Genomic DNA, 26,210 nt, shown 5'->3' with positions numbered 1-26,210 from the left:
CGCGTCCATGCCGAACAACAAAAAACCGCCGATCACCGAAGCGTGGAGGGGCATCACCTTCACCCGCCGCGCGCTTGTCGTCGGCGCGGGCCAGGCCGCAGTCGGCGTCGCGCTGGCGGCGCGCATGACCTATATCTCGGTGGTCGACAACGACCGCTATGTCCTGGAATCCGAAAGCAACCGCGTCAACCTGACGCTCATCCCGCCGCGGCGCGGCTGGATCGTCGACCGCAACGGCACGGCGCTGGCGAACAATCGCGTCAGTCTTCGCATCGACCTCATTCCCGACCGGCTTCACAACCGCGAAATGGTGCTGGGTCAACTCCAGACGCTGCTGCGGCTCGACGGCGACACGATGGAGCGGATCAACCGCGACCTCAAGGCGGCTTCGGGATATCAGCCGGTCGCGGTCAAGGAGGATATGACCGAAGCCGAATATAGCTCGATCCTTGTCCGTCTGCCCGAATTGCCCGGCGTTGCGCCCCAGCGCGGCTTTGCGCGCAACTATCCGACCGGGGCGGCGGTCGGACACCTGATCGGCTATGTCGGCGCGCCCAATGCCGAAGAATATCAAAAGGCAAAGGACCCGCTCTACATCACGCCGGGATACAAGATCGGCAAGGATGGGTTGGAGAAATATTTTCAGGAAATGCTGAAAGGCAAGCCCGGCGCCCGGCGGGTCGAAGTCACCGCGCGCGGCAAGGTCGTGCGCGATCTCGACACCCAGCCCGACGTACAGGGCAAGACCGTCCACCTGACCATCGACGCGGGTTTGCAGGAATATGTCGCGCGGCGAATGGGTCGCGAGTCGGGGGCGGCGGTGGTGATCGACTGCCACAATGGCGACATTCTGGCCTTTGTCTCGATGCCGAGCTTCGATCCCAACAGTTTTTCCGACGGAATCAGCAACTCCGAATATGCGTGGCTCCGCGCCGATGATCACCAGCCGCTGATCAACAAGGCGACACGCGGGCTCTACCCCCCCGGATCGACGCTGAAGCCGATGGCCGCGATCGCCGCGGTCGAGCACGGTGTCGATCCCAGCGAACGCCACACCTGTATCGGCGGCTATCGGCTCGGCAGCCGCTTTTTCCGCTGCCTCGGCACGCACGGCAGCATCGACATGCCGACGGCGATCGAGAAAAGCTGCAACAGCTATTTCTACTGGCTCGCGCACCGGCTCGGCTATGATGCGATGGCGCCGACCGCGCGGCTGCTCGGATTGGGCGAGGAGTTCCGCCTTGCGGGGAGCAACCAGCGCTATGGCACCATTCCCGACAGCGCATGGAAGCTTCGCAAATATGACCGGGAATGGAGCGCGTCGGATTCGCTGAACGCGGTGATCGGCCAGGGCTATGTCAGCGTCAATCCGCTGCAGCTCGCGGTGATGACCGCGCGCATCGCGTCGGGCCGCCGCCTTTATCCGCGCCTCGTCAACCGGCAGTTCGAGAATGAAGCGCTGCCCTTTTCGCCCGAAGCTCTTGCCGTCGCACGCGCCGGCATGGACCGCGTCGTCAACGGCGCAGGAACCGCGGTGCGCAGCCGCCTGCCGCTCGACGGTATCACCATGGCGGGCAAGACCGGCACGGCGCAGGTGCGCGGGCTGGCGTCGGGCTCGCGCGGCCAGGGCGGCGCCTGGAAATATCGCGATCACGGCCTGTTCGTCGGTTTCGCGCCGGTCGAAAATCCACGCTATGCGACCGGAATCGTCATCGAACATGGGATGGGCGGCAGCCGTGCAGCAGCCCCCGTCGCGCGCGATTTCATGACCTATTTGTTCGACCGCGAAAAGGGGATGGAGGCGCTCGAAACGCTCGAGTCCGGTTGGGGCGGAACGATCAGCGAGCGGATGGAGCGCGACTATGCCGCGTGGAAAGCCGGCGCGTCGAGCGATCCCGATCCGGGGGTGCCGCAATGATCCCCGTCCCGCCCGCGATCCAGCGCATTCCCTGGAAATTGATCGCGATCCTTTGCGGTATCACGGGATTCGGCCTGCTCGTCCTTTATTCGGCCGCCGGGGGCAATTGGTCGCCCTGGGCGTGGCAGCAAGGCGTGCGCTTTCTGGTTTTTCTGGGCGGCGCGCTCATTCTGGGTCGCCTGCCGCTCCGGATTTTCGAGGATTTTTCCTATCTCGCCTATATCGGCGTGCTCATCCTGCTGCTCGCGGTCGAACTCTTGGGATTTGTCGGCGGGGGCAGTCAACGATGGCTCAACCTCGGTTTTATGAACCTTCAGCCGTCCGAGCTGATGAAAGTAACCATCGTCGTCGCACTCGCACGCTTTTATGCGCAGCTTCCGCCTGCCAGCACGCGGACCGTCACCGCGCTGTGGCCGGCGCTGGTGATGATCGGCTTGCCGGCAGCACTGGTCATGCTGCAACCCGACCTCGGCACTGCGCTGTCGATCTGTATCGGCGGCGTAATCGTTATGTTTGTCGCCGGCCTGCCCTTCTGGTGGTTCGGCGGCGCCGCGATTGCCGGCCTCGCCGCGCTGCCGATCCTCTTCTCCATGCTGCACGACTATCAACAGCGGCGCGTGCTGATCTTCCTCGATCCTGAAAGCGACCCCTTGGGTGCGGGCTACCACATCAGCCAGTCGAAGATCGCAATCGGTTCGGGGGGTATCGGCGGCAAAGGCTTTCTGAACGGTTCGCAGAGCCACCTCGACTATCTGCCCGAAGGGCACACCGACTTCATCTTCGCGACGATGGCCGAGGAATGGGGGCTGATCGGCGGTCTCGCCCTGCTGTTCGGTTTTTTCCTCCTGCTCCGCTGGTCGACCCGCGTGGCGCTGAAAGCCCGGACGCGCTTCGGCCAGCTCGCCGCGGCGGGGCTCACCATGACGATCTTCTTCTATATCGCGGTCAATCTGATGATGGTGATGGGCCTCGCCCCCGTCGTCGGCATCCCGTTGCCGCTTTTCTCCTACGGGGGATCGTCGATGCTGACGATCATGACGTGCATCGGCATCATCCTCGCGATCGAAAACGACAGCAAGACGGGCGCGCGCCGCTTTCACTGACAAAAAATTTCCCCAAGCCCATTGCCAAGGGTGCGGCGCCATGATAGCGGGCCGCTCTCTTCACGACGCAGGACGATTTCTTCCCGCATCGCGAAGGCCGGAAACCGGCATATGGACGCATAGCTCAGTTGGTAGAGCAGCTGACTCTTAATCAGCGGGTCCTAGGTTCGAGCCCTAGTGCGTCCACCACTTTTTCAGTAAGTTAGCCCCGCCCCAAGGGTCCGCCGTCTTAGAAGGACGGGGTTAAGACGGTGAACATGCCGTTTGCTGGTTAGCGCCCCATGGGCGACGTTCCACCGTTGACTCAATGCGATGCAGTTTGTCACGGTCCGTGGAAGTTAACCGGGGGCATGAACTGTGACTGCATGGGGATCAATAAGGACGGATGACGCTCTGAAGGCGTTGAGGGCGGCACTGCAACCGTTGTGCGGAGCACAAGTCAAATACCTCCAACTACCTACTGACCTGGCGCTTCAAATTGAGCCGTCTCAAGTTGGAACGATTGTCGGAACTCTAACCGATCTTCTCTTGCCGCGCATAGCGCTTGAGCAGGGCATTGGCCTCACCAAGGCCGCTGGCATCCTGGGAGACCGGGAGGGCTATCCGGATTTCGAGCACGACTCCGGGTATCGCATCGAGCTGAAGGGTGCCTTCCGCGACAATCCCAACGTGCCGATGAAGAAGCCGCCGACGCCTAGAGAGCCATCGGCGCGCCTCACACAGAAGGTTACGATAAAGAACGTCGATCCCGACCGGGACGCACTCTTGCTGCTGGTCTACGAGCTTGAGCCGGTCCGAGATGATCCGACCCTCCTCTCACCCACCATCGTTGACGTTGGCCTCTTCCCGGTGATCGAGTGTATCAATGCTCGTGACCACCGAATGACAAGCGGCGGCGGTCGGTGGTTCGGCAACTATGAGACGCCCACAATTCTCAGCAAGGCTGGCCGCAAGGCGAGGACTGACGGCCTTGCGCTGAACGAAGCTGGATATGGCCGGAAGGAGAGCGAGGGCTATCACTTCAACGAGGATACGAACTTCGGAGAGATGAAGCGGATACCATACCGCCCGCTCCAAGAGTTTCTCAAGCAGGCAGGCTGTCAGTTTACCGCCAAGGGCACCTATCCCGAACCGTGGTCAATGTCGAAGCAGGACCAAGAGATCGCGCTGGCCCTCGATGTGGCGGCGGAGGACGGCGGCGATCTTCTCGCTGGTCTCGACACCTAGGTAGCGCTCCTCAACCGGCGAGCTGAGCAAGAGGTCGGCACTGATGCGCGGGTGATGCCCGCCGGTCGCCGCCGCCGCCAGCATGTCCTGTATCGGCTCGCTCAGCAGCCAAGCGACCAACCCGGCGATGTTCCGGCCCTCCTCGCGTGCGCGAAGAACGAAGAATTCCGTCGAGCAGTAGAGCTTGTCAATTCCGAGAAGGTCGCAGGTTCCCGGCGGGATGAATGTGACCTGCCGAAGGTAGGGCCGCAGGCGCGAGACAATCACGTCGCCGTCGCGCGCAACCTTCTTGGCGCTTGTCCGCCCGGATACAGGGTCGCCAAGGATTGTTATGTCTAAAAGTCCCTCGCGCGCGTTGCCAGTGTCGAGCACAAACCGGGCGTCCTCCGGCGGCACCTGCGTCTTGGTCACTGACTGCACGATCTCGCTCAAGAGAGCGCCGCCGGTCAGTTGGCTAGCTGTCTCACTAGCAAGCCAGTGTTCCGGGGAGAGGGAGAAATCTGCCCCTGTCTCTAGAAATGGTCGAGCTATCCAGCGCACATCACGCTCCTAATACGGGGGGCAATCTCATCTAGGTCATGATCGAGTGATCTATAGACGGGCGCGTCCGGGTCGGCGTCCGGGCGAAAGGTCGGAGAGCCGTTGCTGGATTTACCCGCCGCGTCCGAGCGGAAGAAGTGAACCTGCGCCTCGTAGGGTGAGAGCGCGGGCGCCTGCTTGACCGCAAATATGACCGCCGCCTTCTGCGTCGTGTAGGGCAGGAAGGTATAGCGGTGTAGGCTTACTACCGCCCGTATCTCGCTGTTCTTGCCCAGCCAGAGCCGCACGTCGCGGAAGATTCGGCTACTCACCTTGTTATCGGGAAGCACGATTGCCAGCCTCCCCCCGACCCTCAGCAGTCGGATGCACCGCTCAATGAACAAAACATCCCTCTCCAACCGCTTACCAGTTGCGCGCGCGACGTCATAGGCGGCGGCGAAGGTCTCTGCCGACACATCCCCCGCGAAGGGAGGGTTTGTCAGGATCACGTCGAAACCGGCGAAGTCAGGCCCCATTAGGGCCTCGATGGTGCCCTCCGTTCCCTCCAACAAGGTTCGCTCCGGCAAACGTAGGCTATCAACTTGCTCTACGGCGATCGCGCCGTTGGCTCCCATAAGCGATACGACTTTAGCAACCTGGCAGGCACGATGGGAGTAATCGAATCCATAGAGGTCAGCAGCCTGCTCGTATTTCTCAATGCCATAACTGTGGGCAGACTTGAGAAAGGCCGCGCTGCCGCAGGCAGGGTCACACACCAATTCTCCAGGTTTGGGATCAACAGCCTCAACGCACATGTCAATAACGTGCCGGGGTGTGAAGTACTGGCCTTTGTCGGCCTTGTAGGAGCGACTGGTCAGTTGTTCGAACGCCTGATCGAGAGGGGTGAAGTCCTGCCCATGGATGTGGGTCGTTCCGAAGACACGACGAACCTCCTCAAAGATGCTCTCAGGGGTCTGAAGCTCTAAGACCCCATCGAGGATGAAGGCGATCTCTGACCCATGCTGAGCGAGGAGCTGGTCACAGCTCGCTCTGTCTGGCAGCTCTGCTAGCCCGTCACTCTCTGCAAAATACTTTGCAAGAATCAGACGAATGATCTCGTAGAATTCATCTACCCCGCTGTTTGCCATAATGATCTCTTGCATCCGGCGAATACGAGAGACGAAATCTATTCCAATATGATGTCGCTTTGCCATATGACGAGTGACGCCCTCCCAACTATGACCTAGGTCGCAATGCGGATGACGTGCGCAAAAGACAAGTGCCAAATCTACGGCAACGGTTCCCCGCTGACTGAAGGTTCCTCATGACCCGAACGGACTTACGTCGCGGCCCGGTAGCAGCTGGACAAGCGATTGCCCGGCGCATGGTGCTTGCCACCCGTGGCCTGTGCCCACGAACTGTTCGCTTTTCACCCACCGGTTGACCGCGTCCAACAGGCTGAAAGGCTATTGTCCCCTTGAATGGGCGGTTCGTCGGAAAGACTCTGTCCCCATCGAAGAGGCTCCCGACACCCGTTGTGCCCAGAGCACCTGCATAGACTCGCTCCACCGCGCCGGAACTCAGCCATTTGCCACTTCGCGGCGCTCCATTCTTGCACCTTCGCCGCCGCTCTGGCAGGGTCGTAACATTATTACAAAGAGGAGCCTTATGCCTAGTCCCGCCCCCTGGAAGGTCGCCGGCTTTGCCGCGCTCGCGCTGCTCGCTGCGTGCAACAGCGACAGCGACGCGCGGAAAGCCGCGGCAGCCGCGATTCCCGATGTTGAAATCCCCCAGCTTTCGCTCGCCACGCTGCAAGAGGTGACGAAGGAATTGTCGTCCGACGCCTATGAAGGCCGCGCGCCGGGTACGCCGGGCGAGGAAAAGACCGTCGCCTATATTATCAAGAAATATGAGGAAGCGGGGCTGAAACCCGGCAACAACGGCAGCTGGACGCAGGATGTCCCGCTGGTCGAGATCACCGCCGAGAACGTCACGCCGCTGAGCTTCACCGGCGGCAAGACGCCGGTGACGGCCCAATATGCAAAAGATTATGTCGCGTTCAGCTGGCGCGTTCAGCCCAAAACCGCGGTCAAGGACAGCGACGTGGTCTTTGTGGGCTATGGCATCAACGCGCCCGAAAAAGGCTGGAACGATTATGCCGGAATCGACGTCAAGGGCAAAACAGTGGTCGTCCTGGTCAACGATCCCGATTGGGAGACCAAGGAAACCGAGGGTGTTTTTAACGGCCGCGCGATGACCTATTACGGCCGCTGGTCGTACAAATATGAAGAAGCCGCGCGTCAGGGCGCCGCGGCGGTGCTGATCGTTCACGACACCGAGCCTGCGGCCTATGGCTGGAATGTCGTGGAAAGCAGCAACACGGGCACGCAATATCTGGCCGACAGCAAGGACGGCGGCGCGAGCCAGACCCTTGCCAATGGCTGGATCCAGTTGCCCAAGGCGAAAGAACTCTTCACAAGCGCCGGGCAGGACTTCGACAAGCTGCGCGAAGCCGCGAAGCAAAAAGGGTTCAAACCGGTCGCGCTGACGGGCGTGAAGGCCAATTTCGCCTTCGACAATGCGATCAGCAAAAAGATGTCGCGCAACGTCATCGGCGTTTTGCCGGGCGCAAAGCGTCCGGACGAATATGTGCTCTACACCGGCCACTGGGACCACCTTGGCCGCTGCACGCCCGTCGACGGCGACGACATCTGCAACGGCGCGGTCGACAATGCGAGCGGTATCGCCGGGCTCGTAACGCTGGCGCAGGCGTTTCAGAAGGCGGGGGCGCCCGACCGCAGCATCGTCTTCCTCGCCGTCACTGCCGAGGAATCGGGCCTGCTCGGATCGAAATATTATGCCGAGAACCCGGTCTTCCCGCTGGCGCAGACGGTCGGCGGCGTGAACATGGACGCGCTCAATGCCATCGGTCCGGCAAAGGATATTGTAGTCGTCGGCGGTGGCAAGTCCGAGCTCGACGCCTATGTCGAAAAGCTCGCCAGAATGGAGGGCCGCACCGTCAAGGCCGAACCGACTCCCGAAAAGGGCTTTTATTACCGGTCGGACCATTTCAGCTTCGCCAAGCTTGGCGTCCCGATGTTCAATTTCGGCAGCGGCGACGATCTGGTCGAAGGCGGCATCGAGGCGGGCAAGAAAGCGGCCGAAGATTATGAAAAGAACCGCTATCACGCCCCCGCCGACGAATATGATGCGATCACCAACTGGGATGGCATGATGTCCGACCTGCGCCTCTATTACGCCGCCGGCCGGATGCTCGCGATGACCGACGCGTGGCCCAATTGGGTCGAGGGCGACGAATTCCGCGCCGCCCGCGACAAGTCGCGCGCTGCCGCAAAGTAACGCCGCGTCATTGCGAGTGCAGCGAAGCAATTCAGAGTAGTTACGCTGCTCTGAATTGCCGCCTCGCTTCACTCCTCGCAATGACGAAGAGAGGACAAGTGCCAATGACTCTCCGCATGCCCGCCGAATGGGCACCGCACGACGCCGTGTGGATCGGTTTCCCGCACCTTGATGAAGAATGGGCGGGCGCCATCGACACCGCGCGGCGCGACGTCGCCGCCTTCGCCAATGCGGTCCATGACGGCGGGCGCGGCGAGGAGGTGCGGCTGGTGGTCAACGATGCGCGGCAGGCCGACATCGCCGCCGCGCTCGTCGGGTCAGGTGTAAAAATTCTGGTCCAACCGCTCGGCGACATCTGGCTACGCGATACCGGGCCGATCATCGTCGGCACCGGCGCAGAGCGGCGCGCGTGCAATTTCAAGTTCAACTGGTGGGGCGAAAAATTCGTCATGCCGGGCGATCAGGAAGTCGGCGCCGCGCTGGCAGCGGCCAGCGGCCTGCCGGTCGACGATCAGGACTGGGTTCTCGAAGGCGGCGGGATCGACGTCGACGGCACGGGGCTGTGCGTCACCACCGAAGAATGCCTGCTCAACCCCAATCGCAATCCGATGCTGACGCGCGAGGAGATCGCGGCGCGGCTGCACCGGTCGCTCGGCATCGAGCGGCTGCTGTGGCTCGGCAAGGGGCTGGTCGGCGATCATACCGACGGCCATGTCGACAATCTCGCGCGCTTCGTCGGTGAAGGACGGCTCGCGCTGCCGGTGGCCGCGGACGACGACGACCCCAACGCCGCCATCTACGCCGATGCGCGCGCGCGCGCGGCGGCGTTCGGCGGGATTGACATCGTCGACCTCCCCTCGCCCGGTCGCGTCGAAGTGGGCGGCGAGATCGCGGCGGCGAGCTATATGAACTTCTACATCGGCAACAGCGTCGTCGTCGTGCCGACCTATGGCGTGGCGAATGACGGGGCGGCGGTCGATGCCCTCGCTGCCTGCTTCCCCGATCGCCGCGCCATCGGCGTACCCGCGCGCGGGATCATCGCCGGCGGGGGCAGTTTTCACTGCTCGAGCCAGCAGCTTCCACACTAAAATGACCGTCATCCCGGCGAAGGCCGGGATCTCGACCTCACATCATGTCGCGACGGCGGGATCCCGGCCTTCGCCGGGATGACGTAAAGGGGGCTGGCGCTTTTGCGCTGGCAAGATGCGCGACCATCCTTATATCCGCCCCATGACCCGCACCATCACCGTCGCCGCGCTGCAGCTGCCCCTGCCCGGCCCCGTCCAGCCCAACATCGAGGCTGTCTCCGTGCTCGTCGAGGAGGCGGCGGCGAAGGGTGCGCGGGTCATCCTTCCGCCCGAACTCTTTGAAGGCCCCTATTTCTGCCAGGTCGAGGAGGAAGAACTTTTCGCCAACGCTCGCCCGACTGCCGAGCATCCGAGCGTGATCGCGATGCAGGCGCTCGCCGCGAAGCTCAAAGTCGCGGTCCCGACCAGCTTTTTCGAAAAGGACGGTCCGCACTATTACAACACGCTTGCGATGATCGGCCCCGACGGCAGCATCATGGGAACCTATCGCAAGAGTCATATTCCCGACGGGCCGGGGTATGAGGAGAAATATTATTTTCGCCCCGGCAATACGGGGTTCAAGGTGTGGGATGTCTTCGGCACCCGCATCGGCGTCGGGGTGTGCTGGGACCAATGGTATCCCGAATGCGCGCGCGCGATGGCGCTGATGGGCGCCGAATTGCTTTTCTATCCGACCGCGATCGGGTCAGAGCCCTATGACGCCGACCTCGACACCAGCCGCATGTGGCGGCGCGCCATGCAGGGGCATAGCGTGTCGAACTGTATGCCGGTGATCGCCGCCAATCGCATTGGAACGGAGGGCGACGCGAACTTCTATGGCCACAGCTTCATCACCGACGAATGGGGCGACATGACGCAGGCCTTCGGCGCCGGCGAGACGGGCGTGCTCGTGGAAACGATCGATCTTGATCGCGCGGCGAAGCACCGCGCGGGCATGGGCTTTTTCCGCGACCGGCGACCCCAGCTTTACGCGCGGTTGATCGAGGACGTCTGACCGCGATCAGCCTTCGAAACGGTGGATGCTTTCGAGGTCCGCGCGGTCGAGAGGCTGCGTCAGCCACAGTCCGCCGCGCCCTTTGCGCACCCAGCGGACGATCGCGCGGCGCTTGACCCCGCCGGCCAGCACGAGGTCGATCTCCTTGCCGACCTCGAAATGCCCGTCGTGGATGAAACCCGCGCCATGCTGTGACAGGTCGACCAGTTCGACGCTGCATGCCGTGCCATCCTCCGCCACGATCTGCGCCTGGGCGTGCACCGGCAGGCGCGGCTGGCGATAGCCCATCGCGCGCTGTTCCGCCGCCAGCTGCTTGAGTATGTCAGCGACATCGACCTCGGCATCGAAAGAAACGCCGCAACGTCCGCCATCAGACCACACCACCTTGCCGCATATCGTCACGGTGTCGGAGAGCGCGATTTCGAGCTTTTCGCCGACCGTGATCGGGACGTCGGCTGCGAGCATCATACCGCGGTCGGACATGTTGCGCACGCGCCACAGCCCGGCATCGCCGTTGCGCGTGACCTTGGCGATGCGCCATACCGTGCGATAACGATCGCCGCCACGGCGATCGCCCGCTGTGCCGGAATCCTGCTCCTCTGCCGGATTGGAGAAGCGACGTGGGCTCATGTCTTTTACCTTGCCGGGGCAGCAACGCATAGGGTGTAACCCTTTGTCGATACTGCAAACTACTGTCAGGTCGCCGTCTGGATACCAAGTTTTTCTCAAAAATTCAATTATATTGAGAACGATAGTTAACACCTCTTCCATCAAGCGCGTACGCTGGCTGCCGATCGAACAGTTCGTATTTTATGTATTTCACGGTTTGGGCACGAGAGGATTAAGGCCCGGCTGTGGGGGTTTCGCGTCAGCGCAAAAGTGAGCGACGCCATCGGCCTGCCGATAATTGGCTTGGCCTCTAAATCTTTGTTTCGACAGCGCTATCGCTCACTCCCGTAAATCTCCGTGCAAAATGGAGAGAAAGCCCGCTTAAATCGGGCCCGTCGCGTTCGTTAAAGCTCGCATGACCAGCAAAGCATCACCATCGAACGAGGCTGCAGGGCGGCTCATGGGTTGGCTGGGGTTGCGCCGCACGCGCGGCGGCGCCTCCGAAGGCGGTTACCCGCCCCCCGATCCCGGCCGCCCGCGCGACCTCGCGCGCGAGGCGCGATACGAGCTCGCGGCGTCGATCACCTCGTTCCTCGTCGACAATGACCTGGAAGTGTCGCCCGCCAACCTTCTGCTCGCCCACGGTGCCTTTTCGGGGCGTGCTCCCCGGCTTGCGCGGCTCATCGTCGCGCAGGCGCAAAGTCCGCAGGGCATCACGCAGAAATGGCTCGATGAGCTGGAGGAGCAGGAAGACGGCCAGCCCGACCGCGCCGAACTCGACAAGCTGATCACGCGGCTTGAGGCGAACCTTGAAGCCTTTCACGCCAAAACGAAGGAAGCCCGTACCGTAACGAGCGATTATGGCATCGAACTCGAACAGCATGTCACCGATCTTGAACAGCTGCAAAAGACCGGGCGTATCGTTTCCAGCCTTGCCGATCTTGCCAAGGTCATGCTCGAACGCACGCGCAAGGCCGAAGAGGATATGCGCAAGAGCGAGGACGAGGCGAAAGCACTGCGCCGCAGCCTCGACCGCGCCAAGCGCGATGCCGAACTCGACTATCTGACGGGGCTTCCCAATCGCCGCGCGTTCGAGAATCTGCTCGACCGGCATTACAAGGAAGCGCGCGCTGCGGTCGAACCGCTGAGCGTCGCCTTTTGCGACATCGACGAGTTCAAGAAGGTCAACGACACGCACGGCCACGAAGCCGGCGACCGCGTCATCAAGGCGATCGCCGACACGCTGGCACGTATCTCCAACGACAAATGCCATGTCGCGCGCCATGGCGGCGAAGAATTTGTGATGCTGTTCCGCGGCCTCACACCAAGCGAGGCCGCCGAAAAACTTGACGACGCGCGCGAGGCGCTCGCCGGGCGGCGGCTCATCAACCGCAAGACCGACGAGCCCTTTGGCCGGATCACCTTTTCGGGCGGGGTCGCGGATATGTTCGGCTATGGCGATGCGCGCGCGGCGCTCAAGGCGGCCGACGCGGCGCTCTACAAAGCCAAGACCGAAGGGCGAAACTGCATCCGCATCGCCGATCCGGCCTGAAGACCGGCTTTCCGCGAGGGGGCGGGAGCCGCGGGCAGTGCGCGGGACCGCGCGCTGCCCGCGGCCTTGCGGTCAGACCGCCGGGCGCCGTGCGTAATAGCCGAAAGCGGCAATGACGGCGTAGCAGAGCGCGGGAAGCAGCAGCGCGGTTGCGAGGCTGCCGGTAACATCTGCAATGACGCCGGTGGCCAGCGGAACGACCGCGCCGCCAAAGATCGCCACGTTGATGATCCCCGATCCGTCGGCCGCACGGCTACCCAGCTTTTCGGACGCCAGGCTGAAGATCGTCGGAAACATGATCGCGTTCATCAGTCCGATGCCGAGCAGGCTGTAGCCTGATAGGGCCCCGCTGGTGTTGGTCGAAATCAGGATCAATGTGATGGCGCCGACAGCGACACAGGCGAGCAGCCAACCGGGGCTGACGACGCGCATCAGGCCCGACCCGATGAAACGCCCGACCATCGCGCCGCCCCAATAATAGCCGATCAGCTTGCCCGCATCCTGCTCGGCCAATGCCATGACGCCCGGCTGCATCAGATAGTTGACGATGAGCGACCCGATCGAAACCTCGGCGCCGACATAGAGGAAAATGCAGAGCGCGCCGAAGCCGAAGCGCGGACGCTTCAGCAGGTCAAAACCCGCAAGCCCTGCACTCGCTTCGTGCCTTTCGCCCTGCAGCCGGTTGCGGAACATCCACACGGCCCCCGCGACCACGGCCAGCGCGACCGCAATGCCCAGATAGCCGTGAACAATCGCCTGGCTTTCGGCGGTACGGTATGCGTCGAGTTCGGCGCCCGACAATTGATCGGCGCTGACCGCCGCGAGACTCCCCAGAATCAGCATCGATCCGACAACGGGGAAGACGGTGGTCCCCAGCGAATTGAAAGCCTGCGCAAAGGTCAGGCGGCTGTGCGCGGTTTCGGGCTTGCCGAGCAGCGAGATGAGCGGATTGGCAACGACCTGCACGATCACCACGCCGCTCGCGAGCACGAACAGCGCGAGCAGGAAAAGGCCGTACACCGCCTGCTGCGACGCGGGGATGAAGAGCAGACATCCGGCGAGCATCGTCAGCAGTCCCGCGACCGCGCCGCGCATATAGCCGATTTTCTTGACCAGCTTCGCGCCTGGAATGCCAATGACGAGATAGGCGGTGAAGAAGCAGAACTGGATCAGCATCGCCTGTGTGTAATTGAGCGTGAACAGCTCTTTCAGCTTCGGGATCAACACGTCGTTGAGCGACGTGATGCCGCCGAAGATGAAGAAGAGCCCCATCACGAACAGGCGCAGCTCCGGCGCATCGACATGCGCGCCCTGCGCTTCCACCGCAACCGGGTCGATGCTCGATGAAATATCCGGCGCCAACGCCATACCATCCCCCATTTTATGTCCGGGTTATACCCCATCGGGTCATGTCATATTGACGGCGGGGGGCAAGCGCGAATCGGGGGCAGGCGCACGACATTCGTATGCACGCGTCAGGAGCCGCCCGGCGAGCGAACAGCCCCTGACCGTGCGGCATATCCCGCATCACAGCATCGGGTAAGGCAGCCCGTAATAGCCATAGATGTTGCGGCCATAATCGTCGGTATATTCGGGCGCCTGGTCGCGCGCGTAGCGCGGCGCGTCGGTCAGCCGGTCCTTCGCAATATCGACGACATAGCCGCCCTTGCCGGTGTCATAGCTCAGCATGTCCCACGGAATCGGATAATGATCGCTGCCGATCCCGAAGATCCCGCCGAACTCCATCACCGCATATTCGCTTTTGCCCGATTTCTTGTCGATCATCACATGCGCGATCGAACCGAGCTTTTCATTTTGCGGATTGTAAACGGCGGTTCCTTCGACCTTGTCCGACGAGATCAGCCGATGTGTTTCGCGTTCAAGGGTGTCACCCATGATCGTCACTCCTTCTGCTGGCGAAGGCGAGGCGCTGGCCGGAGGAGCCGGCCGCACCGCCCTCTGCCCAAGCAACGGGAGAGACGCGCCGGAGTTGCCGGTAGCGCTGAAAACCATGGCGGGCAGTGCGAAAGCTGCGCCGGTCAGCGGCGCCAGCGCGCAAAGATGGCGGTGGGCAGCAGCAACCCCCTCGCCTCTTCGCGCACCGCGAGTTCGCCGCATTCAACCTCGCCGGGCAGGTCGGCGAAAAGCTGCGCGAGCAACTCGCCGATGGCGAGCGCCGACATGCGCACGGCATAGACGGTCAGGAACAACGCGCGGCTGTCGGCATCGAGCAACCGGCGGCAATCGGCGAGCAGCGGTGCCAGCCCCTCCTCGATCTGCCAGCGTTCATTGTTCGGCCCGCGGCCGAATTTGGGCGGATCGAGCAGGATCGCGTCATAGCGCCGCCCGCGCCGCACCTCGCGTGCGGTGAATTTCCCGGCATCGTCGACGATCCAGCGGATCGGCTTGTCGGTCATCCCGGCCAGCGCGGCATTTTCGCGCGCCTGCGCCACCGATTTTTTGGACGCATCGACGTGCGTGACCGACGCACCTGCCGCTGCGAGCGCCTGACTGCCGACGCCGGTATAGCCGAACAGGTTGAGGAATGCCGGGTCGTCCTTATCCGCCACCCCCTCGCGCAGCCAATCCCACACCGGCGCCATGTCGGGGAAAAAGCCCAGGTGGCGAAAGGGCGTGCACGACGCGGTGAAGCGTGCCTCGCGCCACGCCAGCGGCCAGCCCTCGGCCGGAACGGGCTTGGCATAATACCAGCGCCCGCCGCCATCGTCGTCCGACGCCGGAATAAACTCGCCGTCGGCCTGTTCCCACTCGCTTTCGGGCAACGCAGGAGCCCACATCGCCTGCGGTTCGGGGCGGATGAACCGATAGCGGCCATAGCGTTCAAGCTTGCGCCCGTTCCCGCTGTCGACCAGCCCATAATCGTCCCACGCCTCGCCGACGAGCGTGACGAGGGGCAGCAGATCAGCCACGCGCCGCTTCCGCGAGGATGAACGCCTTCACCGCGTCATAGTCGCCGGGAAGCTTGGTATAGCGTTCCTCGCGCTCGAACAGATTGCCGAGCCGCGCGGGCAGCGGCGGCCGCACGCCCGTCGCGCGCTCGACCGCCTCGCGGAACTTGGCTGGGTGCGCCGTCGCCAGCGTGACCACCGGAATGTCGGCGTCGATGTCCTGCGCGCGCGCCGCAGCCAGGCCGACCGCGCTATGCGGATCGATCACCTGCCCGCCGCGCTCCTGCGCCCAGCGCAGCGCGAGCGCCATCGCGTCGCCGTCGATGCTCGCGCTCGAAAACAGATCGCGCGCACCCGCCAGCATATCGGCAGGAATCGTCATCGCGCGCTTCTGGTCGAACTCGCCCATCATGCCCGCGATCGCGGCGCCATCGCGGCCCGCAAGGTCGAAGAGCAGCCGTTCGAAATTGCTGCTGACCTGAATGTCCATGCTCGGCGTCGCGGTCGGCGTCACCGTCCCCGCGCTGTAATCGCCGCTGGTGAGCGCGCGGTGCAGGATGTCGTTGACGTTGGTGGCGACGACGAGCCGCGCGACAGGCAGGCCCATCTGCGTCGCCACATAGCCCGCAAACACATCGCCGAAATTGCCCGTCGGCACGCTGAACGCCACCGGGCGGTCGGGCGCACCGAGGCGGACGGCGGCATAGAAATAATAGACGACCTGCGCCATCAACCGCGCCCAGTTGATGCTGTTCACCGCCGACAGATTGACCTCAGCCCGTGCGTCTTCATCGCCGAACAGCCGCTTCACCATCGCCTGCGCATCGTCGAAGCTGCCGTCGATCGCGATATTGTGGACGTTGGGCGCGAGCACGGTCGTCATCTGACGGCGCTGGACATCGCTCACCCGCCCTTCGGGGTGGAGCATGAAGATGCGGATATGCTCGCGTCCTGCCACCGCCTCGATCGCCGCCGACCCGGTATCGCCCGACGTCGCGCCGACGATGGTGATGTCGGTGCCGCCGCCGGAAAGAAAAGTCTCGAACAATTCACCGAGCAGTTGCAGCGCGACATCCTTGAACGCCAGCGTCGGACCATGGAACAGCTCGAGCAGCCAGTGCCGATGGTCGAGCTGGACGAGCGGCGTCACCCCATCATGGCTGAACCGCCCATAGGCCGCGCGGCAAAGCGCGCGCAATTCCTCCTCGGTCAGCGCGCCTTCGACAAAGGGACGCATCACCCTGACGGCGGTTTCGACATAATCGAGGCCGGCGAGCGCGCGAATCTCGTCGTTCGACATTTGCGGCCATTTCGCCGGCACATAAAGCCCGCCATCGGCGGCGAGGCCTGCAAGCGTGGCGGCACGAAAGTCGAGGGTCGGCGCGGAGCCGCGGGTGCTGATATAGTCCATGTCGCCGCTGCGACTAGCGGCGACGGCTCAAGGCCGCAAGCGGCGACGCACCGCCAATATATAGATGACGAGCGCCGCGGCGGCGAAAAGGAACCATTGCACGGCATAGGCCAGATGATTGTTCGGCGTATCATCGGCCGACGGCACCGCACTTGGCCGCAATCCCGCGACCGGCGTGTCGGCAACCAGCATCGCACGCGCCGGGGCGGCCTTGTTCGTCACGCGCGCCATCATGCTCGGCTGTTCGGGGCCGGGCACGATCGTCCCCTGCACAATCCCGCCCGTCCATTCGGGCGGCGCAAAGCCATCGCCGGTCCCCACATCGACGAGCACGCCCGGTCCCTCCGCCCCCGTGCGGCAGTCGGCAATCATGCGAAAGCCCTTGCCTCCCTTGCGGTCGGTCCCGCTGCGCGGATCCCAACGCACCGGCTCCAGGCAGACGACGCTGCTCTTGCGATAAAGCATCGCGTCGGGGACAGGCGGCAGTTCGGGATAGGTGACGAGCGACGACATCGCCATGTTGCGCGCATAGAGCGCGATCAGCGCTTCCTTGTCGGCCTTGCGCTGAAGCTGCCAGACGCCGAGCGCGATCATCACCGCCACCGCCGCGAGGACGAGGATCGTCGGAACGATGGGCCACCGCCGCGGCGAGGGCAGAGCGGGGTCAGTCATCCTCGTCGGTCCCCGCGAGCCGTCCCTCCGCCGCGCTCCGCTGATGCTCCGACGCGAGCAGCGCCGCCTTGGCGACGCGCAGCCCATAGACCACCGCCGCGGCGGTCAGCGGAACCCACAGCAGCACATGCACCCACAAAGGCGGTTCGAGCGCGAAATCGAGCGCGAGCGCCAGCACGATCAGCAGCGCGCCGATAATCATCGTCAGAAAGGCGGCGGGTCCGTCGCCGACATTATAGCGCTGAAAATCGAGCGCGCAGGCGCGGCATCGCGGCGCGAATTTCACCGGCCCGTCGAACAGGGTCTTCGCCCCGCATTCGGGGCAGAGGCCAAAAAGGGCAGCGCGCCCGATCGGCGGCTGCCCCCTTGGTGATGGTGCCTTGTCGGTCAACTCAGTGCGCGGCGATCGGCGCGCCCCAGCCGCCCCAGACATAGACGATGATGAAGAGGAACAGCCACACCACGTCGACGAAGTGCCAATACCAGGCGGCGGCCTCGAAACCGAAATGCTGCTGCGGCGTGAAATGACCCTTATAGGCGCGAACAAGGCAGACGATCAGAAAGATCGTCCCCACGAGGACGTGGAAGCCGTGGAAGCCCGTCGCCATGTAGAAGGCCGAGCTATAGTTGCTGCCGCCAAAACCCCAGGGCGCATGGGCATATTCATAGGCCTGGATCATCGAGAAGACGACGCCGAGGATAATCGTCGCCCACAGGCCTTTTTTCAGCCCCTCGCGGTCGCCGTGGATCAGCGCATGGTGCGCCCAGGTGATCGTGGTGCCCGAGCACAGCAGGATCAGCGTGTTGAGCAGCGGCAGCGAGAAGGGATCGATGACCTCGATGCCCTTCGGCGGCCACATGGTAATCGCCTCGGCCCCCTCCTGCCCGAACAGCGAGGTGACGGCCCCATCGGCATATTCGATCGGCACCGGAAACAGCGAAAAGTCGAACCACGCCCAGAACCAGCCGACGAAGAACATGACTTCGGACGCGATGAACAGGATCATGCCATAGCGCAGGTGAAGCTGCACGACCGGCGTATGGTCGCCCGCATGGGCTTCGTTGATGACGTCCGACCACCAGCTGAAAAAAGTCGCGATCACGCCCATGAAGCCCAGGCCGAGAACCCATTTGCCGACGCCGCCGAAATAATCGGCGTGCATGGCCATGACGAGGCCGAAGAACATCACCATCGCCGACAGCGACCCGATGAGCGGCCAGACGCTGGGATTTACGAGGTGATAGTCATGATGTTTGGCACCGGCCATGTCACAATTCCCGTTTTTGCTGCCCCAGCGTGACGATTCCCCATCACCCGCCGGTCCTTGTTAGACTCTTGGATGCGGCCTTAGCTCGCCTTTTTGCCCCCGTCTACAGGGTGGAAGGTATAGCTTAGCGTGATTTCCTGAACGTCGCGCGCGTCGGGGTCGTCGAGGATCGCGGGGTCGACGAAGAACAGCACCGGCATCCGCATCTGCTGCCCCGGTTCCAGCCGCTGCTCGGTGAAGCAGAAGCACTGGATCTTGGTGAAATATTTGCCCGCCTGCGTCGGCGTGACGTTGAAGCTGGCGGTGCCGACGACCGGCGCCGCCGAATTATTCTCGGCAATGAAAATCGCCATGTCGCGCGCGCCGATGCTGACCGTGTCGCGCGGATGTTCGGGCCGAAACTTCCACGGCAGTTCGGGCGACACATTGGCGTCGAAGCGCACCGAGATCGTCTGACTGAGGATTTCGGGTTCGGCAGCCGCGGCAACCGGATCGAAACGCTGCGTCGTTCCGCCAAAGCCCGTCACGCGGCAGAAAAGATCATAGAGTGGCACCGCGGCAAAGCCGAGGCCGGTCATCGCGAGCGCGAGGCCGGCTGCGAAGCTGGCGGTCCTGGCTTTCGGGGACAGGCTCTGGATCATGCGAAAATCTGCATCTTGGCAATGGTGATGAAGAAAAAGAGGATCGCGAGCGCGCCGAGCAGCCACGCCATCATGTTCGCCCGGCTGCGCTGGCGGCGCCGATATTCGGCTTCGTCGAAGGGCTCTTGGGTCGGTTCGTCGGTCATAGCGGCAACCAATGGTCGGCGACGACGGCGCCGAAGAGAATGAAAAGATAGGCGATCGAATAGGCGAACAGCCGCTTTTCGGGCTGCATCAGGTCGCCCTCGGCCGTCGTTCGCGTGCCGACCTGGATCGACAGCAGCACGAAGATGGCCGACAGGATCGCCGCGGTCCAGCCGTAAAGTGCCCCGGTGTATCCGAGGGGCCACGGCGCGATCGCGCCGATCGCCATGATGATCGCATAGAAGAGAATCTGGCGCCGCGTCGATTTCTCGCCCGCGACGACGGGCATCATCGGAATGCCCGCGGCGGCATAGTCCGACCGCACGAACAGCGCGAGCGCCCAGAAATGCGGCGGGGTCCAGAGGAAAATGAGCAGGAAGAGCAGCACCGGCAGCGGCGCGACGCTCCCAGTCGCGGCGACCCAGCCGATCAGCGGCGGAAAGGCGCCCGCCGCGCCGCCGATGACGATATTCTGCGGCGTCCGCGGCTTCAGCCACATCGTATAGACGAAGACATAAAAAAGGATCGAGGCAAGCAGCAGCAGCGTCGCCTGCCAGTTCGACGCGAACAGCATCAGGAACAGCGAAAAGGCCGCGAGCCCGATGCCGAACTGCAATGCCGTTTGCGGGTCGAGCCGTCCGGCGGGGAGCGGGCGCCCCGCGGTCCGCTTCATCTTGGCGTCGAGCCCCGCCTCATACCATTGGTTGAGCGCGCCCGACGCCCCGGCCCCCAGCGCGATCGCAAGAATCGACGAAAAGGCAAGCACCGGATGGACTGTACCCGGCGCCGCGAGCAGGCCGCACAGCGCGGTGAACACCACCAGCGACATGACACGCGGCTTGGTCAGCGCGAACAGGTCGCGCCAGTCGGCGGGAAGCGCCGTCTCAGCATGGGTCAGGCTCTGGGGCATATCGACCAACTATATCCCCGCAACACCGTCATTGCGAGCAAAGCGAAGCAATCCAGAGCAGCTTACGTGCGCTCTGGATTGCTTCGCTTTGCTCGCAATAACGAGTTCGTTGTGATTGCTCATGCTCTCAAACCAGCCCGACGGGAACGCTCCCCGCCAAGATTCTTGGCAGGGAGCGAACCCGATCAGGCGATACGCGGCAGTTCGTTGAACTGGTGGAACGGCGGCGGGCTCGACAGCGTCCATTCGAGCGTCGTCGCGCCTTCGCCCCACGGATTGTCCGCCGCCTTCTTTCCAGCCGCGAGCGACCAGAGGATATTCGCAAAGAAAATCAGCACGCCCACGCCCATGATGACATAACCATAGGACGAAATGAGGTGCCAGAAGGCATAGGCGTCGGGATAGTCGGGATAACGGCGCGGCATGCCCTGCTGACCCAGGAAATGCTGGGGGAAGAACAGGACGTTCACGCCGATGAAGAAAATCCAGAAGTGCAGCTGGCCCAGAAACTCGCTGTACATCCGGCCCGACATCTTCGGGAACCAGTAATAGAAGCCCGCGAAGAGCGAGAAGACCGCGCCCAGCGAAAGCACATAGTGGAAGTGCGCGACGACATAATAGGTGTCGTGGAGCGCCGTATCGACGCCGCCGTTCGCGAGCACCACGCCGGTCACGCCGCCGACGGTGAACATGAAGATGAAGCCAAGCGACCAGACCATCGGGGTCTTGAAGCTCATCGAGCCGCCCCACATCGTCGCGATCCAGCTGAAGATCTTGATGCCCGTCGGAACCGCGATCACCATCGTCGCTGCGGTGAAATACATCTTCAGGTTCACGCTCATCCCGACCGTGAACATGTGGTGCGCCCACACGATGAAGCCGACGACGCCGATCGCGACCATGGCATAGGCCATGCCGAGATAGCCGAACACCGGCTTGCGGCTGAAGGTCGAGATGATCTGGCTGACGATGCCGAAGCCCGGCAGGATCATGATGTAAACTTCGGGGTGGCCAAAGAACCAGAAGAGATGCTGGTAGAGCACGGGATCGCCGCCACCCGCCGCATCATAGAAAGTGGTGCCGAAGTTGCGGTCCGTGAGCAGCATCGTGATCGCCGCGGCGAGCACCGGCAGCGCGAGCAGCAGCAGGAAGGCGGTGACAAGCACAGACCACACGAACAGCGGCATCTTGTGCAGCGTCATGCCCGGCGCGCGCATGTTGAAGATGGTGGTGATGAAGTTGATCGCCCCCAAAATCGACGCCGCGCCCGCAAGGTGGAGCGAAAAGATCGCCATGTCGACCGCGGGCCCGGCCGATCCGCTGGTCGACAGCGGGGCATAGACCGTCCAGCCGGTGCCGGCGCCAAGGCCGCTGCCGCCCGGAACGAACATCGACCCGACCAGCATGATGAACGCCACGAAGGTCAGCCAGAAGGAGATGTTGTTCATGCGCGGGAACGCCATGTCGGGCGCACCGATCATCAGCGGCACGAACCAGTTGCCGAAGCCGCCGATCATCGCGGGCATGACCATGAAGAAGACCATGATCAGCCCGTGTGCGGTGATCATCACGTTCCAGAAATGCTTGCCCGCGACCTCGTCGCCCGCGCCGCCGAGCATCTGGGCCCAGCCGCCCAGATATTGCACGCCGGGTTCGGCAAGTTCGAGGCGCATCATGCCCGACAGCACGCCACCGACGATGCCCGCGACAATCGCGAAGATCAGATAGAGCGTGCCGATGTCCTTGTGGTTCGTCGACATGAACCAGCGGACAAAAAAGCCCGGCGTGTCGTGGTCGTCATGCGCGTGATCGGCATGGCCGTGCGCGGGTGCAGTTGCTGCGATATCGGTCATCTGTCGGACCCCTTGTTAATTCTTGGCGGCCGGGGCGGCGGCGGGAGCCGCAGCCGGCGCGGATTCGGTCGTGGCGGCGGGGATCGCGGCCGGAGCCGGAACCGCCGCGGCGGCGGTTTCGACCGCCGGCCCGGCGGGGTTGCCGCCCTTCGAGCGGACCCACGCTTCCCACTTGTCGACCGGCAGCACTTCGACCGCGATCGGCATGTAACCATGGTCGACACCGCAAAGTTCGGAGCACTGGCCGTAATAAACGCCGACCTTGTTCGCGGTGAAGGTCGTTTCGTTCGCGCGGCCCGGCACCGCGTCCATCTTGGTCCAGAAGGCCGGAACCGCAAAGCTGTGGATCACGTCGGCGCCGGTGATGATCAGCTTTACCTGGCGCCCGACGGGAACGACCATGCGGTTGTCGACCGCCAGCTGGTGCGGTTCACCCGCCGCATCGGCCTGTTCCTTGGTCAGCATCTTCGACACATATTCGCCGATGCCCTGATCGGGATAGGCATAGCCCCAATACCATTGGTATCCGGTCACTTTGATCGTCAGCGCATCCTTCTTCGGCGGTTCATATTGCGCCGCAAGCAAGCGGATCGACGGCACGGCAATCACCGCCAGGATCAGGACGGGAATCGCGGTCCAGATGATTTCGATGAAGGTGTTGTGCGTCGTTTTCGACGGCACCGGGTTCGCCTTGGCGCGGTAACGCACGATCGCCCACAACAGCAGGCCAAGAACGAAGAGCGAGATGAAGGTGATGATCGGCAGCAGCATCACATGGTTGAACCAATAGGCCTGCTCGCCGATCGGGCTGACCTGCTGCTGGAAATCGATTCCCCTGTCGACCGGCTGCCCGACGCCCGGCGTCGGCTTCATCGGCACATAGGTTGCATCGCCAGCGGGCGCCGCTGCCTCTGTCGCGGGAACCGGCGTCGCCGCCGGCGCCTCGACCGGAGCAACCACCGGCCCCGGATTCGCCGCAACCGTTGCAGCGGGTGCTTCGGCCGGGGCCGTCGCCGTCTGAGCCTGGCCGGCACCCGCCGCGCCAAGCGACAAGGCCGCTGCCATTAACACCTTGATTACAGGGGTTTTCAAACTCTTCATAAGGAATGTGCCGCCCGTTGCCTGTTGTATTTATGATCGCCCAGCCTGCCCTTCCCCACCGCCGGACAAACGCCCGTGCAGCCATCGGACAGGCTGAATCTCGCGGGCGCTATAGACCCGCTTGCCGCTTGCCTCAAGCATCTCTAACACTATTTTGCGGCTGGCAAATCCGCGCCGCCCGAACCCGGCCGCCCAATGGGGGCGCCCCAATGGACATAAAGACAAATTTTCCATGACCGATGATGAAATCCTGGCCGAATTCCGCGCCGCCGACGCCCTGCTCCAGGGCCATTTCCTTCTCTCCTCCGGCCGCCACAGCGAATATTATCTGCAGTGCGCGCGCGTGCTGATGGACACGACGCGCGCCGGCCGCCTCGCCGCCGCGCTTGCCGCGAAGCTGCCGCGCGAGCTTCGCCAGGCGATCGACATAGTCGTTTCGCCCGCGATGGGCGGCGTGATCATCGGGCATGAAATGGGCCGGGCGCTCGGCAAGCCCGCGATCTTTGTCGAGCGGCCGACCGGCACGTTCGAACTGCGCCGCGGCTTTACGATCGATCCCGGCGCAAAAGTGCTGATGGTCGAAGATGTCGTGACCACCGGCCTTTCATCGCGCGAAGCGATGGAGGCGGTACGCGCCGCGGGCGGCGAAGTTCTTGCGGAAGCGGCGCTCGTCGACCGGTCGGCGGGCAGCGTCGACCTTGGCGTGCCCTTCTACCCGCTCGTCGCGATCAACTTCCCGACCTATGCCGCCGACGAACTGCCACCCGACCTCGCGGAAACGCCCGCGATCAAGCCCGGCAGCCGGAGCATCGCGGCTTGAACGCCGCGCCCGCCCCACGGCGCCTGCGGCTAGGCGTTAACATCGACCATGTCGCGACGATCCGGAACGCGCGCGGCGGCGACCACCCCGATCCGGTACGCGCGGCAGAGATTGTCGCGGCGGTCGGCGGGGACGGCATCACCGCGCATCTGCGCGAGGACCGGCGCCATATCCGCGACGACGATCTGGCGCGCATCCAGGCCGCAACCGACCTGCCACTCAATCTGGAGATGGCGGCGACCGACGAGATGCTCGAAATCGCGCTACGCCACAAACCGCATGCCGCGTGTATCGTCCCCGAAAAGCGCGAGGAGCGCACGACCGAAGGCGGACTCGATGCCGCGGGGCAGCATAATCACCTTGCCCCGATCGTTTCGCGCCTGTCCGACGCGGGCATCCGCGTCAGCCTGTTCATCGAACCCGACGCGCGCCAGATCGAGGCTGCCATGCGCCTGCGCGCGCCCGTCGTCGAGTTCCACACCGGCCGCTATGCGCATGTCGAGGGCGAGGAACGCGCTGCCGAACTGCGCCGCATCGCCGATGCCGCCGCGCTCGCGTGGAAGAACGGCATCGAACCGCACGCGGGCCACGGCCTCACCTACGACAATGTCGTCCCCGTCGCCGCGATCCCGCAGCTCGCCGAGCTCAATATCGGCCATTATCTGATCGGCGAGGCGATCTTCACGGGACTCGAAGACGCCGTGCGCCGGATGCGCGACCTGATGGATGAGGCGCGCGGGTGAGCGTGAAGCATTATCGTCGCCCCCGCGCAGACGGGGGCCGTTGGCAGCGTTACCCTGCGTCGAAGAAGCAGGCCTCCGGCGACCCCCGCCTTCGCGGGGGTGACAGCCTGTTGGGGCCGCCATGATCATCGGCCTCGGCTCCGACCTCTGCAATATCGAGCGCATTCAGAATTCGCTCGACCGTTTTGGGGAGCGGTTCGAGAAGCGCGTCTTCACCGACGTCGAACGCGCCAAAGCCGCCCGCCGTCCCTTCACGCGCGCAGGCACCTATGCGAAGCGTTTCGCCGCCAAGGAGGCTTTCTCGAAAGCCGTCGGCACCGGCTTCAAGCGCGGCGTGTTCATGAAGGACATCGGCGTCGTCAACGCGCCTTCGGGCGCCCCGACGCTGGCGCTGACCGGCGGGGCGGCCGAGCGGCTCGCGCAGATGATCCCGCCGGGTCACAGCGCGCATATTCATCTGACATTGACCGATGATCACCCCTGGGCGCAGGCGTTCGTCATCATCGAAGCAATCAAGGACTGACCGGATAATGGCGAAGGACAAGACAAAGGATGACGGCAGCTGGGGCAAGCTGATCCGCGACATTGCGGTGATTTTGCTGCTCGTGCTCGGCATCCATAGCTGCGTCGCAAAGCCCTTTTATATCCCGTCCGATTCGATGATGCCGGTGCTGCGCAACGGCGACCGGCTGATCGTCAGCAAATATCCCTATGGCTGGTCCTATGCCTCGGTCAGCTTTCACCTTGCGCCCAGGATGGAGGGCCGGCTGTTCGGCAAGCTGCCCGAGCGCGGCGACATCGTCGTGCTCGAACATCCGATCACGCGGGTCGACTATATCAAGCGCGTGATCGGCCTGCCCGGCGATACGATCGAGCTCGTCAACGGCGAACTCAGCATCAACGGCAAACCGGTCAAGCGCGAGGTGCAGCCGATGATGGCGATCCCCGTCGACCGCAACACCCCCGGCCCCGATTCCAGCCTGTCGCGCTTCATCACGCGCGGCGCCGACGGCAAGGAAATGCTCGAAATCCCGATCGTCCGCGAAACGCTGCCCGGCGGCGCCAGCTTCGATACGATCGACATGGGCCCCGGCTATGCCACCGACGATTATGGACCCTATGTGGTGCCAGAGGGTCATCTGTTCCTGATGGGCGACAACCGCGACGGCAGTGCCGACAGCCGCGTCGCCGCCGAACTCAAGGGCCTGGGCGGCGCCGTCCCGTTCGACGCGATCGCCGGGCGCGCCGAGATCATCAGCTTTTCGACCGACGGAACCGCCATATGGTATAATCCGCTGAGCTGGTTCGGCGCGCTGCGATCGGGACGCGCGGGAACCGACCTTCGGCCTGTGCGTCAAAGCGAATAGC

Annotated in this window: 26 protein-coding genes and 1 tRNA gene; 12 read left to right on the top strand and 15 right to left on the bottom strand. The window is 63.5% G+C overall.

Translation table 11 applies throughout. From position 1 onward, the window contains the following. The first annotated feature begins 7 nt into the window (after nt 1–7). The 4 genes from mrdA (at nt 8) to RIA72_RS06820 (ending at nt 4,248) form a co-directional block, all read left to right on the top strand. Complete coding sequence (gene mrdA / locus RIA72_RS06835; protein ID WP_350031560.1) at nt 8–1,918, top strand: penicillin-binding protein 2; 1,911 nt, start codon at nt 8–10, stop codon at nt 1,916–1,918. Further along, nucleotides 1,915–3,021, top strand: a complete 1,107-nt coding sequence (gene rodA / locus RIA72_RS06830) for a rod shape-determining protein RodA (protein WP_350031559.1) — start codon at nt 1,915–1,917, stop codon at nt 3,019–3,021. The genes mrdA and rodA overlap by 4 nt, the downstream gene beginning before the upstream one ends. 113 nt (nt 3,022–3,134) lie before the next feature. After that, a tRNA-Lys gene (locus RIA72_RS06825) sits at nt 3,135–3,210 on the top strand. A 339-nt stretch (nt 3,211–3,549) separates the two neighbouring features. Beyond that, a complete protein-coding gene (locus tag RIA72_RS06820) occupies nt 3,550–4,248 on the top strand; it encodes a hypothetical protein (protein ID WP_350031558.1) in 699 nt (232 codons plus the stop codon). Here the strand turns inward: RIA72_RS06820 and RIA72_RS06815 are convergent. Both RIA72_RS06815 and RIA72_RS06810 read right to left on the bottom strand, forming a co-directional pair. Next, nucleotides 4,159–4,680 (bottom strand): hypothetical protein, encoded by a 522-nt coding sequence (locus RIA72_RS06815; RefSeq protein ID WP_350031557.1) that lies wholly within the window; start codon nt 4,678–4,680, stop codon nt 4,159–4,161. The genes RIA72_RS06820 and RIA72_RS06815 overlap by 90 nt on opposite strands. A 95-nt stretch (nt 4,681–4,775) precedes the next feature. Then, entirely contained in the window at nt 4,776–5,915 is a 1,140-nt protein-coding gene (locus RIA72_RS06810) for an HsdM family class I SAM-dependent methyltransferase (RefSeq protein ID WP_350031556.1), read from the bottom strand. Nucleotides 5,916–6,435: 520 nt separating this feature from the next. On the opposite strand from RIA72_RS06810, the gene RIA72_RS06805 reads away from it, so the two are divergent. The 3 genes from RIA72_RS06805 to aguB all read left to right on the top strand — a co-directional run bounded on the left by RIA72_RS06805 (nt 6,436) and on the right by aguB (nt 10,209). Then, a complete protein-coding gene (locus RIA72_RS06805; RefSeq protein ID WP_350031555.1) occupies nt 6,436–8,127 on the top strand; it encodes a M28 family metallopeptidase in 1,692 nt (563 codons plus the stop codon). A gap of 104 nt (nt 8,128–8,231) precedes the next feature. Continuing rightward, nucleotides 8,232–9,215 (top strand): agmatine deiminase family protein, encoded by a 984-nt coding sequence (locus RIA72_RS06800; protein WP_350031554.1) that lies wholly within the window; start codon nt 8,232–8,234, stop codon nt 9,213–9,215. Between the two features lie 142 nt (nt 9,216–9,357). Continuing rightward, nucleotides 9,358–10,209: an N-carbamoylputrescine amidase gene (gene aguB / locus RIA72_RS06795; protein WP_350031553.1), complete on the top strand. Its 852-nt coding sequence runs from the start codon at nt 9,358–9,360 to the stop codon at nt 10,207–10,209. 6 nt (nt 10,210–10,215) lie between these two features. On the opposite strand, the gene RIA72_RS06790 is transcribed toward aguB, so the two are convergent. Next, the gene (locus tag RIA72_RS06790; RefSeq protein WP_350031552.1) at nt 10,216–10,839 is read right to left on the bottom strand and encodes a PilZ domain-containing protein; all 624 of its coding nucleotides are present in this window, start codon (nt 10,837–10,839) and stop codon (nt 10,216–10,218) included. Between the two features lie 394 nt (nt 10,840–11,233). Between RIA72_RS06790 and RIA72_RS06785 the strand changes: the two genes are divergently transcribed. Beyond that, the gene (locus tag RIA72_RS06785) at nt 11,234–12,370 is read left to right on the top strand and encodes a sensor domain-containing diguanylate cyclase (RefSeq protein ID WP_350031551.1); all 1,137 of its coding nucleotides are present in this window, start codon (nt 11,234–11,236) and stop codon (nt 12,368–12,370) included. A gap of 72 nt (nt 12,371–12,442) precedes the next feature. Here RIA72_RS06785 and RIA72_RS06780 read toward each other — a convergent pair whose 3' ends face one another. The 12 genes from RIA72_RS06780 to coxB form a co-directional block, all read right to left on the bottom strand. Further along, the gene (locus RIA72_RS06780) at nt 12,443–13,738 is read right to left on the bottom strand and encodes a sugar MFS transporter (RefSeq protein ID WP_350031550.1); all 1,296 of its coding nucleotides are present in this window, start codon (nt 13,736–13,738) and stop codon (nt 12,443–12,445) included. A gap of 159 nt (nt 13,739–13,897) precedes the next feature. Then, on the bottom strand, nt 13,898–14,266 hold the full coding sequence (locus tag RIA72_RS06775; RefSeq protein ID WP_350031549.1) for a PRC-barrel domain-containing protein: 369 nt from the start codon (nt 14,264–14,266) through the stop codon (nt 13,898–13,900). Between the two features lie 143 nt (nt 14,267–14,409). Beyond that, on the bottom strand, nt 14,410–15,288 hold the full coding sequence (locus RIA72_RS06770) for a class I SAM-dependent methyltransferase (protein ID WP_350031695.1): 879 nt from the start codon (nt 15,286–15,288) through the stop codon (nt 14,410–14,412). A 4-nt stretch (nt 15,289–15,292) separates the two neighbouring features. Then, nucleotides 15,293–16,690 (bottom strand): threonine synthase, encoded by a 1,398-nt coding sequence (thrC, locus tag RIA72_RS06765; protein WP_350031548.1) that lies wholly within the window; start codon nt 16,688–16,690, stop codon nt 15,293–15,295. 27 nt (nt 16,691–16,717) lie between these two features. Continuing rightward, a complete protein-coding gene (locus RIA72_RS06760; protein WP_350031547.1) occupies nt 16,718–17,362 on the bottom strand; it encodes an SURF1 family protein in 645 nt (214 codons plus the stop codon). Then, entirely contained in the window at nt 17,355–17,795 is a 441-nt protein-coding gene (locus RIA72_RS06755; RefSeq protein WP_502957940.1) for a DUF983 domain-containing protein, read from the bottom strand. The genes RIA72_RS06760 and RIA72_RS06755 overlap by 8 nt, the downstream gene beginning before the upstream one ends. Then, nucleotides 17,755–18,630, bottom strand: a complete 876-nt coding sequence (locus RIA72_RS06750) for a cytochrome c oxidase subunit 3 (RefSeq protein ID WP_350031545.1) — start codon at nt 18,628–18,630, stop codon at nt 17,755–17,757. Before RIA72_RS06750 ends, RIA72_RS06755 begins: the two co-directional genes overlap by 41 nt. A gap of 80 nt (nt 18,631–18,710) precedes the next feature. After that, nucleotides 18,711–19,271, bottom strand: a complete 561-nt coding sequence (locus RIA72_RS06745; protein ID WP_350031544.1) for a cytochrome c oxidase assembly protein — start codon at nt 19,269–19,271, stop codon at nt 18,711–18,713. After that, a complete protein-coding gene (locus RIA72_RS06740) occupies nt 19,268–19,417 on the bottom strand; it encodes a cytochrome c oxidase system small membrane protein (protein ID WP_350031543.1) in 150 nt (49 codons plus the stop codon). The genes RIA72_RS06745 and RIA72_RS06740 overlap by 4 nt, the downstream gene beginning before the upstream one ends. After that, nucleotides 19,414–20,325: a heme o synthase gene (locus RIA72_RS06735; protein WP_350031542.1), complete on the bottom strand. Its 912-nt coding sequence runs from the start codon at nt 20,323–20,325 to the stop codon at nt 19,414–19,416. Before RIA72_RS06735 ends, RIA72_RS06740 begins: the two co-directional genes overlap by 4 nt. A 185-nt stretch (nt 20,326–20,510) precedes the next feature. Further along, nucleotides 20,511–22,178, bottom strand: a complete 1,668-nt coding sequence (ctaD, locus tag RIA72_RS06730; protein ID WP_350031541.1) for a cytochrome c oxidase subunit I — start codon at nt 22,176–22,178, stop codon at nt 20,511–20,513. A 15-nt stretch (nt 22,179–22,193) separates the two neighbouring features. Continuing rightward, the gene (gene coxB, locus RIA72_RS06725; RefSeq protein WP_350031540.1) at nt 22,194–23,279 is read right to left on the bottom strand and encodes a cytochrome c oxidase subunit II; all 1,086 of its coding nucleotides are present in this window, start codon (nt 23,277–23,279) and stop codon (nt 22,194–22,196) included. A 232-nt stretch (nt 23,280–23,511) separates the two neighbouring features. Between coxB and pyrE the strand changes: the two genes are divergently transcribed. The 4 genes from pyrE to lepB all read left to right on the top strand — a co-directional run bounded on the left by pyrE (nt 23,512) and on the right by lepB (nt 26,209). Further along, nucleotides 23,512–24,099 carry an orotate phosphoribosyltransferase gene (pyrE, locus tag RIA72_RS06720; protein ID WP_350031539.1) on the top strand — a complete coding sequence of 196 codons (588 nt, stop codon included), beginning with the start codon at nt 23,512–23,514 and terminating at the stop codon, nt 24,097–24,099. After that, nucleotides 24,096–24,842, top strand: a complete 747-nt coding sequence (locus RIA72_RS06715) for a pyridoxine 5'-phosphate synthase (RefSeq protein ID WP_350031538.1) — start codon at nt 24,096–24,098, stop codon at nt 24,840–24,842. Before pyrE ends, RIA72_RS06715 begins: the two co-directional genes overlap by 4 nt. 121 nt (nt 24,843–24,963) lie before the next feature. Beyond that, nucleotides 24,964–25,365 carry a holo-ACP synthase gene (gene acpS, locus RIA72_RS06710; RefSeq protein WP_350031537.1) on the top strand — a complete coding sequence of 134 codons (402 nt, stop codon included), beginning with the start codon at nt 24,964–24,966 and terminating at the stop codon, nt 25,363–25,365. A 7-nt stretch (nt 25,366–25,372) separates the two neighbouring features. Then, the gene (gene lepB, locus RIA72_RS06705) at nt 25,373–26,209 is read left to right on the top strand and encodes a signal peptidase I (protein ID WP_350031536.1); all 837 of its coding nucleotides are present in this window, start codon (nt 25,373–25,375) and stop codon (nt 26,207–26,209) included. Nucleotide 26,210: the final 1 nt, after the last annotated feature.

Source organism: Sphingopyxis sp. (assembly GCF_040216815.1).
Lineage (GTDB): Bacteria > Pseudomonadota > Alphaproteobacteria > Sphingomonadales > Sphingomonadaceae > Sphingopyxis.
Note: the sequence above shows the minus strand (reverse complement) of the source record. Positions and strands in the feature narration are given on the sequence as shown.

Excerpts from the sequence above, each read along its gene's own strand:
- RIA72_RS06745 (WP_350031544.1), bottom strand. The coding sequence starts at position 19,271 with ATGATCCAGAGCCTGTCCCCGAAAGCCAGGACCGCCAGCTTCGCAGCC.
- aguB (WP_350031553.1), top strand. The coding sequence starts at position 9,358 with ATGACCCGCACCATCACCGTCGCCGCGCTGCAGCTGCCCCTGCCCGGC.
- RIA72_RS06755 (WP_502957940.1), bottom strand. The coding sequence starts at position 17,795 with ATGTCTGGGGCGGCTGGGGCGCGCCGATCGCCGCGCACTGAGTTGACC.
- RIA72_RS06810 (WP_350031556.1), bottom strand. The coding sequence starts at position 5,915 with ATGGCAAACAGCGGGGTAGATGAATTCTACGAGATCATTCGTCTGATT.
- RIA72_RS06800 (WP_350031554.1), top strand. The coding sequence starts at position 8,232 with ATGACTCTCCGCATGCCCGCCGAATGGGCACCGCACGACGCCGTGTGG.
- RIA72_RS06805 (WP_350031555.1), top strand. The coding sequence starts at position 6,436 with ATGCCTAGTCCCGCCCCCTGGAAGGTCGCCGGCTTTGCCGCGCTCGCG.
- mrdA (WP_350031560.1), top strand. The coding sequence starts at position 8 with ATGCCGAACAACAAAAAACCGCCGATCACCGAAGCGTGGAGGGGCATC.
- RIA72_RS06760 (WP_350031547.1), bottom strand. The coding sequence starts at position 17,362 with ATGACTGACCCCGCTCTGCCCTCGCCGCGGCGGTGGCCCATCGTTCCG.
- RIA72_RS06790 (WP_350031552.1), bottom strand. The coding sequence starts at position 10,839 with ATGAGCCCACGTCGCTTCTCCAATCCGGCAGAGGAGCAGGATTCCGGC.
- pyrE (WP_350031539.1), top strand. The coding sequence starts at position 23,512 with ATGACCGATGATGAAATCCTGGCCGAATTCCGCGCCGCCGACGCCCTG.
- RIA72_RS06740 (WP_350031543.1), bottom strand. The coding sequence starts at position 19,417 with ATGACCGACGAACCGACCCAAGAGCCCTTCGACGAAGCCGAATATCGG.
- RIA72_RS06750 (WP_350031545.1), bottom strand. The coding sequence starts at position 18,630 with ATGGCCGGTGCCAAACATCATGACTATCACCTCGTAAATCCCAGCGTC.
- rodA (WP_350031559.1), top strand. The coding sequence starts at position 1,915 with ATGATCCCCGTCCCGCCCGCGATCCAGCGCATTCCCTGGAAATTGATC.
- RIA72_RS06735 (WP_350031542.1), bottom strand. The coding sequence starts at position 20,325 with ATGCCCCAGAGCCTGACCCATGCTGAGACGGCGCTTCCCGCCGACTGG.
- acpS (WP_350031537.1), top strand. The coding sequence starts at position 24,964 with ATGATCATCGGCCTCGGCTCCGACCTCTGCAATATCGAGCGCATTCAG.
- thrC (WP_350031548.1), bottom strand. The coding sequence starts at position 16,690 with ATGGACTATATCAGCACCCGCGGCTCCGCGCCGACCCTCGACTTTCGT.
- RIA72_RS06780 (WP_350031550.1), bottom strand. The coding sequence starts at position 13,738 with ATGGCGTTGGCGCCGGATATTTCATCGAGCATCGACCCGGTTGCGGTG.
- RIA72_RS06785 (WP_350031551.1), top strand. The coding sequence starts at position 11,234 with ATGACCAGCAAAGCATCACCATCGAACGAGGCTGCAGGGCGGCTCATG.
- RIA72_RS06775 (WP_350031549.1), bottom strand. The coding sequence starts at position 14,266 with ATGGGTGACACCCTTGAACGCGAAACACATCGGCTGATCTCGTCGGAC.
- coxB (WP_350031540.1), bottom strand. The coding sequence starts at position 23,279 with ATGAAGAGTTTGAAAACCCCTGTAATCAAGGTGTTAATGGCAGCGGCC.
- lepB (WP_350031536.1), top strand. The coding sequence starts at position 25,373 with ATGGCGAAGGACAAGACAAAGGATGACGGCAGCTGGGGCAAGCTGATC.
- ctaD (WP_350031541.1), bottom strand. The coding sequence starts at position 22,178 with ATGACCGATATCGCAGCAACTGCACCCGCGCACGGCCATGCCGATCAC.